The organism is Glutamicibacter sp. 0426, from assembly GCF_001906485.1.
Classification (GTDB): domain Bacteria; phylum Actinomycetota; class Actinomycetes; order Actinomycetales; family Micrococcaceae; genus Glutamicibacter; species Glutamicibacter nicotianae.
This window is the reverse complement of the sequence record NZ_MPBI01000002.1, coordinates 409,851-425,484: the sequence shown is the minus strand read 5'-3', so window position 1 is coordinate 425,484 and position 15,634 is coordinate 409,851. Positions and strand designations below refer to the sequence as shown.

Here is a 15,634-nt window from a genome sequence, read left to right as displayed (position 1 = left end):
CTCGAAATATTCTAGGGCATCACTAGCCGAAACACCGACTTGGCGCACCCAATGATGACATTCCGGCTAGTGGGTGCTCACTTCTTGGCCCCGGTAGAGGGCTTCGAAGGAGTTCATCGTCTTTTCCTGCGCGTGGTTCTTCACCTTTTCGTGCCCAGCTTCACCCATCTTGGCGCGGCGCTGCTCGTCCAAGGCCAGAACCTGGTCCAGCTTGTTGGCCAGATCCTGCCGATCACCCGGCGTGAACATATAGCCATTGACGCCTTCATCCACCAGATGCGGCAGCGCCATCGCGTTGGCCAGGACCACTGGCTTGGATGCCGAAAGCGCCTCAAGTGTCACCAATGACTGCAGCTCGGCGGTGCCTGGCTGGCAGAATACGTCGCAACGCAGGTAGGCCTGGCGCAATTGCTCGTCACTGACGTGTCCCAGGAAACGGACGCGGTCTCGGATCTGCAAATCATCTGCGATCTTCTCCAGATGAGCGCGCTGCTCTCCGCCTCCGACGATCTCGATGATGGCGTCAGGCACCTTGCTCATCAGAGGCAAAGCCTCGATCAGCTCGTTGATGTTCTTTTCCACCGCGAGGCGGCCCGCGAACAAGATCGTAGGGAACTCATTGCGGATGATTTCTTCCCCGTCCGCCAGCTCGTAGTTGCCGATCTCAATGCCATTGGACAGCGGGAGCACGTGATTCAGTTTGGCCCGTTCGCGCATGGCCTTGGCGGCCAGCGGAGTGGGGGTCGTGACGGTATCCGCACGGCCAAAGATCTTCCCCATGTCTTTCCACGAATTGTGCGCGACAATTCGCTTGAACCATTGCGGGAACGGCAGGAATGGGTCCAGGTTTTCCGGCATGAAATGGTTCGTCGCGATGGAGCGAACGTTGTTCTTCCGCGCCCATGCGATGGTGCGCTGGCCAATCATGTAGTGGCTCTGGGCGTGGACCACGTCGGGCTTGATATCCGAGAGCAGCTTGCTGATCTGCTTATTGACTTCCCACGGGAACACGATGCGGAAGTATTCATGGGTCGGTACCGAGTGCGATTCCAAGCGATGGATAATAGCCTCATCGCGGATTTCCGTATAGGTCTTTCCCTTGTCGCCACGGGCTGCCAACACGTGCACCCGGTGGCCTCGCGCATGCATCGCCGTAGCCAACCGGTAGCAAAACATCGCTGCTCCGTTAACGTCTGGCGGATAAGTGTCAGCAGCAATGACGATGGTCAGCGGTTTTTCCTTGGCCACGGGCATCCTTCGGCGTTCACACGCGTTGTAGTTTTTGATAGAGAAATTTGCAGCTTCAGTCTATTTGGAATCAGGCATGGATTTTTCGCCTTCGGTCTTGTTCCGGCGTTCGATCACGTCGGGGTGGTGCCTGGACAGCGCGGTCACGCCGACGATAGCCAAACCGGCAGCCACCAGCATCAGCACGGTGACCAGTACCGGGACATCGGGACGCAGCTCTCCGAGGATGCTGATTCCTATGGCAATGCCAATGATCGGATCGATCACGGTCAACCCTGCGATGACGAGGTCTGGAGGCCCTTTTGAGTAGGCCTTTTGCACAAAGTACGAGCCGAGCAACCCGGCGACTGCCACCGATAGTCCAGCCAGCCACGGCAGCTGGAAAAAGCTGCTGTCGCCGATATTCAATACGGCGATGGCAATGGTTCGCACCAGCACGGCAACGAATCCGAAAAGCACACCGGCGCCGAGGATGAAGAAGAACGCGCCAAGCTTCTTGTGGAAGAAGATGGTGGCCAATCCCACGATGGCGACGACTACCGCCAGGATCATTTCAATCAGGTGGGCTTCGGTTTCAGTCACTTCCTGGTTGCCGCTGGTGGCCGTGACTGCCAGCAGCACGAACCCAACCGAACCAACCATGCAGCTGATGATCGCCAGTACGGTGGGACGGTTCATCGTCAGGTCGGTTTCCTTGGCATTGACCATAGCGGTGATCACCAGTGCAATGGCGCCGATCGGCTGTACCACTGTCAGCGGTGCGCTGGCCAGGGCGAAGACGTTCAAGGCCATGCCCAGGGCCATGAGGCCCAAACCGCTCATCCAGCGTTTATTGCTGGCCAGCTTGCCGACATTCTTAAGCGTCAGATCCAGCCCGCCGACTGCGTTGCGTACTGCCTGCGATTGGAAGTGCGCGCCAAAGGCAAGGCAAAAGGCACTGCATAGTGCCGCTGCGATAGCGATCCAAACCATGTCAGTGCCTTTCTAGCCTAAGTTTTCAAATGACGGGGCAGGTGCACGCGTATTAAGGCCGATGCACGGCTCCGTCGGCGAAAGACCTAGGAGCGCTTGAACAGTGCCCGGATAACAGCAACCAGTGCCAGCCCGGAACCTGCCATCACGATATATGGACGTGCCTGTTCAGCGCGGTGCGAGCCGGCTCTGTCAGCCTCCGATTGGTCTTCGGAAGACGAAGACGAGGAAGGGCGGACAAATCCCTTGGCCTTGGCCGCTGCCCCGGCAAACTTTTCTCCAGCACCGTGGGTGAAGGAACGCACCTTGTCGATCTTGGCCAGCGGAGCCTGCACGCTTTCGCCCAGGTTGTCACGCAGTGCCTGGATCTGGCGGCGGCGACGCTTGGTGCGAAGGACCAGCTCATCGGCGCTCGGTGCCGGCGGCTTCGGTTCCTTCTTCTTGTCTGCGGACTCATCATCCTCAGCCGACTTCTTCTTCAGCGGCTCGTCAAGAGTGCTGACATCGAAGGCGCTGCCATCCTTGAGCACGCCAAAATCGTGGCGGAGTCCGCGAATAGCTGCTTCCGGCTTCAGCGGCAGTGCCTTCTTGACCTTTGAATATCCGACCAATCCCAAGATGGCGGCAATCAGCAAGAAGAAACCTGCAACGATCAATGCGGCAGCCCAACCTGGCAGCCAAAGAGCCAACACGTTGACCAGGGTTACTACTACGGCAATGACGAAGAGCAGCACTACGAGCAGTGCGGCGCCTGCAAGCGCCGCGGCCATGCCAATGCTGATTCCCTTGCCCTTGAGCACGGTGGTCGCAAGCTTGATCTCGTCCGAGAGCTGTTGTGGAACAAGCTCCTTGAGTCCATCAACCTGCGCCTTAGCACTCTTGACACTCGACTTAAGGCTTTCGTCAGCTTGCGTCGATTCAGCTTCAGACATGGTTTCTCCATATTCTCGATCGCTCAGCAACCGGTACAACAAACGCTAACACCCCGGTTGCCGCATACGACTCAGTCTTCAGGCGTAAAACCCACTGCTTTATCTCATGCTGTGGGTGTAACTGGTAACGATTCGAAAGTCTATCGTCTAATCACCTGTGGTTATAGGAGATTCAGGCGTTGCCGGGTTTTCACTTCAATTTTGCGCACCGGCACCACTGTTTTCGGGTAAAGCAAAACCTCCCAGTTGCTGGTGCAACTGGGAGGTTTTCTTGGCTCCTCCAACTGGACTTGAACCAGTAACCCTTCGATTAACAGTCGAATGCTCTGCCAATTGAGCTATGGAGGAATGCAACGAGTAATACTTTAGCACTGGCCAAGTCCGGTTTTCAAATCGGCAGCTCCTCATGCGGAGCACACGTTCCCTTCCCCGATTTTCCGCCAATATTCGCGTGCGACAAGGTGCTCAACCGCCACTGCAAAGCAAATTACTTTCTGTGATCTGCCGCATACCTGGCTAACTCCAGCAGCTGCTGCGCCGACTGCTCCCATGAGTAGTGGGCGGCTCGTTCCACAGCCCGTTGCGAATATTCTTTCCAGGCTCCGGGCTCATCCAGGATGCGTACTTGGTCCGCGAAACCCTGCGCATCATCTGCCGACGCATACAGCGCGGCGTCTTCTGCGACTTCCCGGAAGATCGGCATGTCGGTGGCAATCACCGGAGTTCCCATGCTCATGGCTTCAACCAGTGGCAGGCCGTAGCCTTCTTCGCGCGAAAGGGTGACCAAAGCCGTGCACTCGCTGAGCAACCGTTCGTATTCCTCATCGCTGACTCCCCGGTGGAATACCACAGTGGCACCTGAAGGAATGAGCTTGGTTAATTCGGCATGACGCTGTTCGCTGATCCCGCTGAGCAGATGCAGCTCATAGTCGGGCAGATGCGCCATACCTCGGATGAGCGTCTCGGCATTCTTGTATTCCATGAAAGAGCCCATATAGATCAGGGTCTTCCTTGGCCGCTTCGCCTGGTCCCGGCGTGCAAAGTTTCCCGTCGGTGCGTTGGACACCAAGCCAATATGCTTCTTGGTCAATCGATGCTTGCGCATCAGCTTGGCGGTGGTGTTGGAGACGGTAGCTACCGCGTCGGCACGATTCAGCAGCATTCTTTGCGGCCAGTAGACCTGGTGGAACAGGAACCACCCGGCACGGATCGGCAGGGGCAGGAATTTCGGCGCGTGCGGATGCGAGTAGTAGATCAAATCATGCAGGGTCAGGATCACGGGATATTTTCGCCCCACGGTCCCCATGGTTTGCATGGGCGAAAACACGACATCAGGGTTGAGCTTATTGACCTGCAAGGCCACGAACGGTTCGAACACACTGGTGGGTCCGGAAATCTTCAAATACGGGACATCTGGAAGCATACCCAGTTGCCTGGTGTCGTTGACCAGCATCGTGACGTCGGCAACTTTGCTGGCGGCTTCGATCAACCCAGCGGTGTACCGGCTGATGCCGTCGTGGTGGGTGATGCGGGTGTATCGAGCGTCGATAACGAGTTTCACGTGCGCAGTTGCCTTTAGTTCGTGGTGCTTACGCTGTCCAGCCTAACGGGTTGCCGGGCCGCGCATCGCCAGATAGCTGATAACCGAGAGGGCCGCGGCAACAACCCAGCCAAGCAGTCCGGCGGCAATCCCCCATGCGCTGGCCACTGCGCCGCCAGCCAAACCGCCGACGGGAACCACTCCAAAGGTGAATAGCCGTCGTGCACTGAGGACTCGTCCCAGCAGGTGCTCGGGAACGATCTGCACGACCCATGAGGAGGCTGCAATGTTGAAGAGCAGCACGATGATTCCCCAGCCCAACGAGAACGTGCCCAGCAGCACCATGGACCACAGTTCCGGTGCGTAGGCTGCGGCCAGTACGCAGCCAGTCAATGCCGCCTGCAGTGAACCGGTGTAGACCAATAGCGTTGCCGGCGGAAACTTCCCAGCCAGCTTTCCTGCGACTGCTGCGCCGATCAGCCCGCCGATGCCGCCAATCGAGACGAAGATGCCGTACCCGAATTCGCCAAAGCCGAGCTCGTTGATGATGAAGATCGCCTCCACCGACGAGCCGATGGCCAACCCCAAGTTGGAGAACATCACGGCAACCGTGATCGCCAAGAGCAGCCGATGCCGGAGAAGATATCTGAGGCCGGCGAGCATGCCGCCCTGTTCGGCCGACGGCTTGAGCGTGCCACCAGGGCCTTGCGATGGGCGATGGGAATGCACACGCAGCGCCATCAGCAAGGCCAGCAGGCCCAGTGCCGCCGAGATGCTCAGCAGCGGCGGCGCTCCCCACAGCGCGAAGCCGGTTCCCGCAAGGGCCGGGACAACCACTGTCATGGATTGGTCCGCCGCGCTCAGCGAGGCGATCGGCTTGCTAATGCCCGCTGATCGGTTCTCGGGATCATCTTCGATGAGTTGCGGGACGGCAGTGGTTTGCGACGTTTCGGAAAAGACGTTGCAGATGCCAAGCAATGCGCACAGTAGCATTCCCATCGGGATCGATAGCGCGTCTGCGGATGACAGCACCGCCAAGCACCCCAGCAGGAACAGCTTGGCCCCGAGACCGATGCGCAGCACACGGAACGCGGAATACTTGTCGACCATATGGCCCGCGGGAATGCTTGCGAGCACGAAGGCCAGGGAACCAAGCGCATTGAGCATGCCCATTTGCATGGCGGTTGCCCCGAGGGCGCCAACGAACAACAGGTCAATCGTGATATCCGATAGCGAGCGTCCTGCCGCGTCAGTGGCATTCGCCCCGAGGAGCAGACGCTGGGATCGCTCGGCTTTCCGTGTGCTTACCGTAGTCACCTGCCCTCCCTTGTTCCAACTGTTTGATCATACATACTTGCGCTGAAAACACAATCAAACGATTAGTGATACTTCTTGAACGCTACAAGTCGAGTCGATTACTCCGCTTCGCTATTGAAAGAGCTAATTATTGAAACATCAACATACAGGTCAGAGGGCAACTTACCACAACCACGTGCCATTGATGCGAAAATTGAGAAATTTTTCCCTGGGAGAATCCATCGAATTACTCGGCTTGCATTAACTAATTGAAGTGTGTTGTTAATAGATTCTTGTTAGGTGAGCCTGACCAACTATTGATTGTCTCTATCTGAGGAGCATGCTCTTGGGTGCCTCACTGCCTACCCTGCAAATACCTGATCTGCCGCTGCCGATCTACGACGATGCGTTGCTCTGCGCAAACACCGTCCACGTCTACGAAAACGAATCACGTGATGCCATCTCACGTGTGGCCAACCGATTGGCATCGGTCAACGCGCCGACAACCGGACCGACCCCGCAGCAGCTGAAAGCACGCATCGACCTGGTCGATCTGCATCGCCCCTTGGGTTCGACCCAGGACTCGTTCACCGAGTTGAACGAGTTGTACTTCAACGACGCGGTCTACTTCCACGACCCGAAGTATGCTGCGCACTTGAACTGCCCCGTCGTGATCCCTGCAGTCGCCGCCGAAAACTTCGTCACGAGCATCAACACCTCGATGGACACTTTCGACCAGAGCGCCGGAGCCACACTGATCGAACGCAAGCTCATCGAGTTCACCGCCGAACTGATCGGCTTCGAGGCCGGGCAGGCCGATGGAATCTTCACCTCTGGCGGAACGCAATCCAACCTCCAAGCCATGCTGATCGCGCGGAACACCGCGACCGCGAAGCTGCGCGGAACTTTGCCTGAACGGCTGGCCAACCTGCGGATCTACTGCTCGGAGGACGCGCATTTCTCGATTCAAAACGCCTCGATGCTCCTGGGCCTGGGCTACGACGCAGCCGTGGCCATCCCTACCGACGCCCAGCACCGCATGGATGTACAGGCCTTGCGCGTGCAACTTGACGCAGATCGCGCCGCCGGCCTGGTGCCCATGGCCATCTCCGCCACCAGCGGGAATACCGACTTCGGGGCCATCGATCCGCTGCCCCAGTTGCGTGCCATCGCCACGGAAATCGGTGCTTGGTTCCACGTCGACGCCGCGTACGGTTGCGGTCTGCTCGTCTCCAGTTCCCACCGCCACCGGCTGGATGGAATTGAACAAGCCGACTCGGTCACCGTCGACTACCACAAATCGTTCTTCCAGCCCATCGGTTCAAGCGCCTTGGTGGTCCGCTCTGCGGCTTCCATGGAATCCATCGCACACTATGCCGAGTATCTGAACCCGCGTGCGGAGGCCGACGCCACCCCTAACCAGGTGGCGAAGTCGTTGCAGACCACTCGGCGCTTCGATGCGCTGAAGCTGTGGGTCACCTTGCGCTCCTTGGGGGCTCAACGCCTGGGCGACATGTTCGACCAGGTCATTGCGTTGGCCGAGGACGCGCAGCAGGAAGTGGCCATGCGCGCCCAGTTGCATATGGCAGCCGATGTGCAGCTGAGCACGCTGGTCTTCTCCTTTGAAGATCCGCAGCACCCTTTGGACCTGGCAGAGCACAATGCACTGGCCAACCAGATCCGCCAGCGCCTCTATTCCAGCGGCGAGGCAATGATCGCCGCCACCACCGTCAAGGGCAAGCGGCTGCTGAAACTCACGCTGCTGAATCCGAATACGACCCTGGCCGATATCAGCGAGATCCTCGACGCCATCTGCCGCATTGGTTCCGGCATCCTGGCCGAACGCACCCTTGGAGAGAAGAAATGATTCAACCTGCCGAACACTTTGATGCCATCGCCATTGGAGCTGGCCCCTTCAACCTGGGCTTTGCGGCCTTGACCGACGGCTTGGCCGATCTGGATGTCGCCGTGCTCGAAGCCGGAGAGGAGTTCATCTGGCACCCCGGGATGATGCTTCCCGGAACCCACCTCCAGGTTCCCTTCATGGCGGACCTGGTGACCATGGCGGACCCGACCAGCAAGCATTCATTCTTGAACTACCTCAAGGAAAAACAGCGGCTTTACCCGTTCTACATCCGCGAAGACTTCTATGCCTTGCGCGAGGAGTATTCCAACTATCTGGCATGGGCGGCGGAAAATATCCGCAGCGTTCGTTTCGGGCACCGGGTGCTCGAAGCCGACTACCGCGATGGGACCTACCAGCTGTCGGTGCTCACCGCCGCGGGACTGACCCGCTTCACCGCAGACAAATTGGTGCTCGGCACCGGAACCCAGCCTTATCTGCCGCCTGTCATCACACCGGAAGCGCAAGCCAGCGGCAAGGTGCTGCACTCCAGCGACTACGCGTTCCACCGCGAACGGATCCTTTCGCCCCGGGCACCAGGTTCATCTCCGCAGGTAACAGCTGTGCTGGGCAGCGGCCAGAGTGCCGCAGAAGTCTTCCTGGATCTGCTGCGCAGCTTGCCAGCCGAGGACCATCTGGTGTGGGCAACCCGTTCGGAACGCTATTTCCCGCTGGAATACACCAAGCTCACCTTGGAAATGACGTCTCCGGAGTACATCGACCACTTCCACTCCCTGCCCATGGACCAGCGGGATGTGCTTTCAGCTGAGCAAAAGGGGCTCTACAAGGGCATCAATGCGGATCTGATCAACGAAATCCATGAAGAGCTCTACCAGCGAAGCGTCAATGGAGCCCCGAATGTGCACCTGCGCACCGGTTGCGCTGCCACGAGCATCGACGCCGACCCGGATTACCTGGCCGTCCGCCTGCACCATGAACGCACCGGAGAAGACTTGGAGTTCCTTGCCGACAACCTGGTCATGGCAACCGGCTACCGTGCCAGCGCGCCGGACTTCCTGGAAGGCATCAGCCAGCGTATCGACTACCTCCCCGACGGCCGATTCAATGTCGACCGCGAGTATTCCATCGGGCTGGATCAGGACATCTTCGTGCAGAACGCCGAATTGCACACCCACGGCTTCACCGCCCCGGACCTCGGCATGGGCGCCTACCGCAATTCGGTCATCATCAACCGCTTGGCTGGACGCGAGGTCTACCCGGTAGAGCAACGGATCGCCTTCCAGCGATTCGGCGCCGCTGAACTCAGCGGCCTGCCCACTTCCTCCAATGCCAGCGCACGAGCCTAAGGATTTACCGATGACCAGCTACACCTTCCGCCCCGTTTCACTGCCCGACGATTCGGCGCTGCTTCATTCGTGGATTGCCACCGAACACGCCTCGTTCTGGGGCATGCCCAATGCGACCGAAAAGGAGATCGAAGCGGAATACCGCACCTTGCTCTCTACCCCCGGATACGAAGTGCTCCTCGGCATCGACGCTTCGGGCGACGAGAAATTCCTGGTCGAGCTCTACGACCCAGCCGCATCCCCACTGGCCGACGCGTACAACTATGTACGTGGCGATCGCGGATTGCATTTCCTGGCGCCGGAGGCAGCGAACCCCCAGCCCGGGTTCACGCTGGAGGCGCTGGCCGCAGCCATGGTCCAGGCGTTCGCCCTGCCTGGAACTGAACGAATCATCGTGGAGCCAGACGTGCGCAACAAAGCCATCCATGCGCTGAATGCCCGCGTCGGCTTCCGGCCGGTACGGCCAGTGGAGCTTTCCGAGGCAGACGGCTCGATCAAGCAGGCTCTGCTGTCCATTTGCACCCGCCAGGATTTCGAGAGCGCAACCGGCCGCCGCTTGGAATCCTCGTTCCTCTCCCCCGTGCGTTGGGATATCGCCAATCGCCATGTTCTGGCCAAGGCCTTGGGCGAATTTTCGCATGAGCGCCTGCTGGAACCTGCCGAGCATGGAGAGAACCGATATTCAGTCCAGAAGGACGCGCACCGCTACAGCTTCAGCGCCCAGCGCTACCAGCTGAACCACTGGATGGTTTCACCGCAGTCTGTGGAACACCACGTTTACGTTGCCGGCAGCTGGCTGGCGGCAGACGCGGATGCCATCGAATTCATCACGCTCTTCGCCGAGGAACTCACGCTCTCCCCAGCGCAGCTTCCCACCTATCTGGAGGAGCTCTCCTCCACGTTGAGCAGCCACTGCTACAAGCAGGTCCATGCAACCCATGATTCAGCGCAGCTGGCCGAATTCAATGGCAGCGCCGCACAATCATTCCAGCTCATCGAATCCTCGATGACCGAGGGGCACCCGTGCTTCGTTGCCAACAATGGACGCATGGGCATCGGACGCACCGACTACTTGAAGTACGCCCCCGAAACCGGGGCCGCGCTGCACCTTGGCTGGGCGGCGGCCCACAAGTCCAGGGCGCAGTTCGATGCCATCGATTCGCTGGATTACGAAGGCCTGCTGGCTAGCGAGCTGGATCCAGCCGAACGCCAGCGACTGGACGAGGCTTTGGAGGCCGCCCTGTTCGGTACCGGCTATGCATCCGAAGACTACCTGTTCATTCCGGTACATCCCTGGCAGTGGGAGAACCGCCTGTCGATCACGTTCGCCAACGACATTGCCCGCAAGCAATTGATCTGGCTCGGCAGCAGCGCCGACGAATACCAGGCGCAGCAGTCGATCCGCACCTTCTTCAACCTGTCCACCCCGCACCGCCACTACGTCAAGACGGCAATGTCGATCTTGAACATGGGCTTCATGCGCGGCTTGAGTGCCGAGTACATGAAGGTGACTCCGGCCATCAACCAGTGGCTGGGCGAGCTGTTTGCAAAGGATCCGGTGCTCTCGACCCAGCCGGTCGCCCTGCTGCGGGAAATCGCGGCCGTCGGCTACCGCAACCCGCAGTTCGAAGCGGCCACGGCCAAGAGCGATCCGCAGCGCAAGATGCTTGCCGCGCTGTGGCGCGAGTCCCCGATCAGCTTGCTCGGCCCGGAAGAGAAGTTGGCCACGATGGCCAGCTTGCTGCACGTCGATGCATCCGGCCGATCCTTTGCCGGCGCCCTCGTCCGCCGCAGCGGACTGGCTCCGGCCGAGTGGCTGAGCCGCTATCTGGATGCCTACCTGATTCCGCTGGTGCATTGCCTGGCAGCCTATGACCTGGTGTTCATGCCGCATGGCGAGAACGTAATCATGGTGCTGGAAAACGGTGTCGTGAAGAAGGTGCTGCTCAAGGATTTGGGCGAAGAGATTGCGGTGCTGTCGGATCGGGTGGAGTTGCCGGAGGAGATCCGCCGGGTGCGTACCGGAGGGGACCCGGTCTTGTCGGTCTTCACCGATGTCTTCGATTCATTCTTCCGCTTCCTCGCCCCGCTGCTGGATGCCGAAGGCCTGCTGTCCGAAGCTGGATTCTGGAAGACCGTGGTGGATCGGCTGCTTGAGTACCGTGGGCAGCACCCGCAGTTCGCTGGCCGCTTCGACGAGCTGGGGCTCTTTGCACAGAGTTTCCCGCTCTCCTGCCTGAACCGCTTGCAGTTGCGCAATAACCAGCAGATGCTCGACTTGGCCGACCAGTCCGGAGGACTGCTCTACGCAGGGGATCTGGAGAACCCGTTGGCCGCCGTGGCCGCCCCGGTGTCCTGACCTTTACTTTCCCCAGTGCCGTCGTGCCCAGATCGGGTGCGGCGGCACTGCCGTTCATTGGCCTAGTCAACGCCCCAATCCACAATTCCAGAAGCAGTACGGTGGCTATTGGTGAAATTTCCTTTGGAAAATTACTTGACGCTTCAATCAATTGCTCCTAGTATTTAGTTAAAGCTTCAATCAACATTTCCAAGGAGTCATCATGGTCAACGTCAGCATCATCGGCAAGGGCAACATGGGCCAGGCCATCTCGTCAGTCTTCAGCAAGGCAGGGGCAACCATCCAGCTGCTCGGCTCGGGCGATTCGGCCACCGCCGCCTACGGCGACATCATCGTTCTTGCCGTCCCATACCCAGCCATCGAAGGCATCATCGCCGAGTGCGGCGAACAGCTGGAGGGCAAGATCATCGTGGACATCACCAACCCGCTGAACTTCGAGACCTTCGATTCCCTGACTGTCCCGGCAGACAGCTCGGCCACCGCAGAAATCAGCAAGGCGCTGCCTAACTCGCGCGTGATCAAGGCCTTCAACACCAACTTCGCCTCCACCATCGCTGAAGGCAAGGTCGGCACCACCCCGACCACCGTGCTGATCGCCGGTGATGACGAGGATGCCAAGTCCCAGCTGGCCGATTTGGTCACGGCCGGCGGCCTGCGCGCCATCGACGCTGGCGCCAGCAAGCGCGCCCGCGAGCTGGAAGGCATCGGCTTCATGCAGATCTCCCTGGCTGCCGGCAAGAAGATCGCTTGGACCGGAGGCTTCGGGGTCAACTAACCCCGCCAACCCCTCATGCGCACCATGCCCCGGCGGTGGACAATGTCCACCGCCGGGGCATTGCCGTTCACAAAGCTGCCCGCACTCCCCACCTCTGGCTGGCAGTTGCCTATGTCCGCGCTTGCGCTGCGATCCTGCGGTCGAGTTCTTCAACCCCTGCGCCTTCAAGCCGCGGGAGCACCTGTTTCCTGCCGGCCATGGCGAGGAGAAGATCGAGCAATCCGCCGCGAACCTCGGGTCCCGCCCCGCTGCTGAAATCATCATCGGCTGCCGATATCCGCAACCCCTTGACCAGGGTGCTGCTGTTGACCGCGAAATCCCTGGAGGCGAAGAATTCTGCCACAACGCGCAGCACCTGGGGATCCGGGAACAGCGGCAGATCCAGCGCCTTGGCGATATCTTGCCCATGCACCACCACTTCACCCAGCAAACCGGTCACCGAGTTCAGCGGGGCAATGCATTTGGCCGCGGAACGGTTGAAGTTCTCCAGTGTTTCCCGGGGACTGGCCCCAAGCTGCTTGCGCAGCAGCCGTTCATTGTGCCGGCCGGTATTGAATCCGGAGCGGGCCATGCTCGCCAGCCAGTGGACGGTGGTAGTGGATCCGGCCGCCGCCAGATGCGCTGCAACGTCACGCACCTGCCAGTTCTCGCACAGCGACGGGGCAGTCCACTGCTCAGGCGCCAAGCCGCCCAGCATTTCTGCCAGCTTTGCACGCTCGGCATCAACCAGCCCCCAGTGCCATTTCGCATCTTTCATGGTGGCCCTTCCCATCGGGTCCAGTTCCGGATCAGCTTCAAGGAGCATACCGGATTGGGTGCCTCGTTATCTTGCCGCTGGTCATCCCCCACTTCTCTGGATCCCCGAAGAAAGTCCCTGAAATCCTTCGGTACTAAGTGTTGCTAAATACCGCTACCTAGTTCTACTATCTAGTTGTACTCAATGACGCTAAGTAGAGAGGGGTGCAGCATGGCCTCGCAGATGACTGAGATGCTCAAAGGCACCTTGGAGGGGATCGTCTTGGCGATCCTGGCCGAACGCCCGGCCTACGGATACGAGATCACCACGGAACTGCGCGAACGCGGCTTCACCGATCTGGCCGAGGGGACCATCTACGCACTGCTGGTGCGCATCGAGCAAAAGGGCCTGGTTTCGGTGGAGAAAGTCCCCTCCGAAAAAGGACCTCCACGCAAGGTCTTCACCCTCAACCCCCGAGGCAGGCAGCAGCTCGACGATTTCTGGAGCACCTGGAACCTGCTCGTTTCCCGCATCGACAGCCTCCCCCACCCAACCACTCCGAAGAAAGGGCACTGATCATGGTCGCCAAATGGATTGAAACCTTCACTGGATCGCTGGAACAGAAAAAGCAGTACAAGCAGAGCCGGGCGCGCCTCAAGGAGCTGCCGCAGCCCTATGCGAAGGCCGCTGCGGGATTGCAGCGCTACCTGATGAACCAGAGCGGAATTACCGACGCCGAGACGATGATCTCGATGTACTCGGATTTGGCAGACCTCTTCGAAGGGGCGGCCGCCAACGGCACCTCGCTGCGCGAACTGCTGGGCGAAGATCCGGCGGAGTTCTCCGACGACTTCGCCCAGGCCTACGGCGGCAAGCGCTGGACCGACAAGGAGCGCACCCGCCTGGCACAGGCCATCTCCGAAGCGGAAAACGAGACGAAGGAGCAATGACATGAACACCGCACTGGCCCCCGAACCGGCCATCGAGGTCATCGGCTTGGCCAAGTCGTTCAAGAACCTGCCCGTGCTGCGCTCACTGGACTTCGCCGTGCAGCCTGGCAGCATCTTCGCCTTGCTCGGCTCCAATGGCGCCGGCAAGACGACACTCGTGCGGATCCTGGCCACCCTGCTGCCCGCCGATGCGGGGACTGCCCGGATCTGCGGAACGGCAACCTGCGAGAATCCCGCCCAGGTCCGCAGGTCCCTGGGCCTGACCGGCCAGTTCGCCGCCGTGGATGAGGTCTTGACCGGACGCGAGAACCTGCTGCTGGTCGCCCGGCTGCTGCGGCTGCCCGATCCGCCAGCGATCGCCAGCGGACTGCTGGAGCGATTCAGCCTCTCGGACGCGGCCGACCGCCCCGCCGGCACCTACTCCGGCGGGATGCGCCGGCGCCTGGATATCGCCATGGGCCTGGCCGGCGACCCGCCAGTGCTCCTGCTCGACGAGCCGATCACGGGACTGGATCCCCAATCTCGCCGCGAGGACTGGCGGCTGATCCGCGGCTTGGCCGAGTCCGGAACCACAATCCTGCTCACCACGCAGTATTTGGATGAAGCGGAACACCTGGCCGATCACATCGCCATCCTCCACGAGGGCACCATCATCCAGCAGGGCACGCTGGCCGAGCTGCAGGCCCAGCTGCCGCCGGCCACCACCGAGCTGGTCACCAAGCGGCCGAGCCTCGAGGAGATCTTCCTGGAACTGGTCGGCAGCAACCAGCGAACCGAAGGGAGCCAGCCATGAGCATCGCAGCACTGCGTGAAACCCGGATCCTCACGGGCCGCTCGATGCGCCACGTGATGCGCAGCCCCGACACGATCATCACCACCGCAATCACCCCGGTAGCCATGATGCTGCTGTTCACCTATGTCTTCGGCGGTGCCCTCGGCACTGGCGCCCCGGGTCCGTACATCAACTACCTGCTGCCGGGCATCCTGGTCATCACCATAGCCTCCGGGGTCGCATACACCTCCTACCGGCTGTTCCTGGATCTGCGAGACGGCCTGGTGCAGCGCCTGCGCGCCATGCCGATCTCCCGTTCCAGCGTGCTCTGGAGCCATGTGGCCACCTCGCTGGCGGCCAATTTGCTCTCGCTGGCGCTGGTGCTGGGGGTGGCCGTGGCCATGGGCTTCCGCTCCTCGGCCTCCGTTGCCTCGTGGATCGCGGTGCTTGGGCTGCTGTGCCTGGTGACCCTGTGCCTGACCTGGATCGCCGTGCTGGCCGGATTGAGCGCGAAATCGGTGGATGGTGCCAGCGCCTTCAGCTACCCGCTGATCTTCCTGCCCTTCATTTCCTCGGCGTTCGTTCCCACCGCGGCCATGCCCGGCCCGGTGGCCTGGTTCGCGCAGCACCAGCCGATCACGGCGATAGCCGATTCCCTGCGCGCCTTGCTATCGCAGGACCCCGTGGGCTCCGAGCTGTGGGCAGCACTGGCGTGGCTGGCGGGCATCACGCTCCTGGCTTGGGCGCTGGCCGCGCGGATCTACCGGGGCAAGACCACCAGCTGAGCAGCAGATGCCGCGTGCGGAGCAGTGCAAGCCCCTAACTTGAACATTGTTCAAGTTAG

Annotated in this window: 14 protein-coding genes and 1 tRNA gene; 8 read left to right on the top strand and 7 right to left on the bottom strand. The window is 60.4% G+C overall.

Translation table 11 applies throughout. The features are described 5' to 3' along the window. Window positions 1-66 precede the first annotated feature (66 nt). From BKX98_RS07455 to BKX98_RS07430, 6 genes are all read right to left on the bottom strand, one after another. Complete coding sequence (locus BKX98_RS07455; RefSeq protein ID WP_073706728.1) at window positions 67-1,254, bottom strand: glycosyltransferase; 1,188 nt, start codon at window positions 1,252-1,254, stop codon at window positions 67-69. Between the two features lie 54 nt (window positions 1,255-1,308). Then, window positions 1,309-2,220, bottom strand: coding sequence for a DMT family transporter (locus tag BKX98_RS07450; protein ID WP_066139382.1), 912 nt, complete (start codon window positions 2,218-2,220; stop codon window positions 1,309-1,311). A gap of 86 nt (window positions 2,221-2,306) precedes the next feature. Beyond that, on the bottom strand, window positions 2,307-3,152 hold the full coding sequence (locus BKX98_RS07445; protein WP_052253506.1) for a phage holin family protein: 846 nt from the start codon (window positions 3,150-3,152) through the stop codon (window positions 2,307-2,309). A gap of 272 nt (window positions 3,153-3,424) precedes the next feature. Then, window positions 3,425-3,500, bottom strand: a tRNA-Asn gene (locus BKX98_RS07440). A gap of 139 nt (window positions 3,501-3,639) precedes the next feature. Next, window positions 3,640-4,713: a glycosyltransferase family 1 protein gene (locus BKX98_RS07435; RefSeq protein ID WP_073706727.1), complete on the bottom strand. Its 1,074-nt coding sequence runs from the start codon at window positions 4,711-4,713 to the stop codon at window positions 3,640-3,642. Between the two features lie 42 nt (window positions 4,714-4,755). After that, window positions 4,756-6,009 carry an MFS transporter gene (locus BKX98_RS07430; RefSeq protein ID WP_073706726.1) on the bottom strand — a complete coding sequence of 418 codons (1,254 nt, stop codon included), beginning with the start codon at window positions 6,007-6,009 and terminating at the stop codon, window positions 4,756-4,758. A gap of 325 nt (window positions 6,010-6,334) precedes the next feature. On the opposite strand from BKX98_RS07430, the gene BKX98_RS07425 reads away from it, so the two are divergent. The 4 genes from BKX98_RS07425 to BKX98_RS07410 all read left to right on the top strand — a co-directional run bounded on the left by BKX98_RS07425 (window position 6,335) and on the right by BKX98_RS07410 (window position 12,332). Beyond that, window positions 6,335-7,855 (top strand): aspartate aminotransferase family protein, encoded by a 1,521-nt coding sequence (locus tag BKX98_RS07425; RefSeq protein WP_233125305.1) that lies wholly within the window; start codon window positions 6,335-6,337, stop codon window positions 7,853-7,855. Next, on the top strand, window positions 7,852-9,198 hold the full coding sequence (locus BKX98_RS07420) for a lysine N(6)-hydroxylase/L-ornithine N(5)-oxygenase family protein (RefSeq protein WP_073706725.1): 1,347 nt from the start codon (window positions 7,852-7,854) through the stop codon (window positions 9,196-9,198). Before BKX98_RS07425 ends, BKX98_RS07420 begins: the two co-directional genes overlap by 4 nt. Before the next feature lie 10 nt (window positions 9,199-9,208). Further along, the gene (locus BKX98_RS07415) at window positions 9,209-11,557 is read left to right on the top strand and encodes a GNAT family N-acetyltransferase (RefSeq protein ID WP_073706724.1); all 2,349 of its coding nucleotides are present in this window, start codon (window positions 9,209-9,211) and stop codon (window positions 11,555-11,557) included. Between the two features lie 202 nt (window positions 11,558-11,759). Next, window positions 11,760-12,332 (top strand): NADPH-dependent F420 reductase, encoded by a 573-nt coding sequence (locus BKX98_RS07410; RefSeq protein ID WP_073706723.1) that lies wholly within the window; start codon window positions 11,760-11,762, stop codon window positions 12,330-12,332. Between the two features lie 109 nt (window positions 12,333-12,441). On the opposite strand, the gene BKX98_RS07405 is transcribed toward BKX98_RS07410, so the two are convergent. Next, window positions 12,442-13,089, bottom strand: a complete 648-nt coding sequence (locus BKX98_RS07405) for a maleylpyruvate isomerase family mycothiol-dependent enzyme (protein WP_143181052.1) — start codon at window positions 13,087-13,089, stop codon at window positions 12,442-12,444. Window positions 13,090-13,299: 210 nt separating this feature from the next. On the opposite strand from BKX98_RS07405, the gene BKX98_RS07400 reads away from it, so the two are divergent. Genes BKX98_RS07400 through BKX98_RS07385 form a run of 4 tightly spaced genes read left to right on the top strand, consistent with a single transcriptional unit; the run spans window position 13,300 to window position 15,575 of the window. Continuing rightward, on the top strand, window positions 13,300-13,644 hold the full coding sequence (locus tag BKX98_RS07400) for a PadR family transcriptional regulator (RefSeq protein WP_038989731.1): 345 nt from the start codon (window positions 13,300-13,302) through the stop codon (window positions 13,642-13,644). 2 nt (window positions 13,645-13,646) lie between these two features. Next, a complete protein-coding gene (locus BKX98_RS07395) occupies window positions 13,647-14,018 on the top strand; it encodes a DUF1048 domain-containing protein (RefSeq protein WP_073706722.1) in 372 nt (123 codons plus the stop codon). Window position 14,019: 1 nt separating this feature from the next. Continuing rightward, the gene (locus tag BKX98_RS07390) at window positions 14,020-14,811 is read left to right on the top strand and encodes an ABC transporter ATP-binding protein (protein ID WP_073706721.1); all 792 of its coding nucleotides are present in this window, start codon (window positions 14,020-14,022) and stop codon (window positions 14,809-14,811) included. Continuing rightward, window positions 14,808-15,575 carry an ABC transporter permease gene (locus BKX98_RS07385; protein ID WP_073706720.1) on the top strand — a complete coding sequence of 256 codons (768 nt, stop codon included), beginning with the start codon at window positions 14,808-14,810 and terminating at the stop codon, window positions 15,573-15,575. Before BKX98_RS07390 ends, BKX98_RS07385 begins: the two co-directional genes overlap by 4 nt. Window positions 15,576-15,634 lie beyond the last annotated feature (59 nt).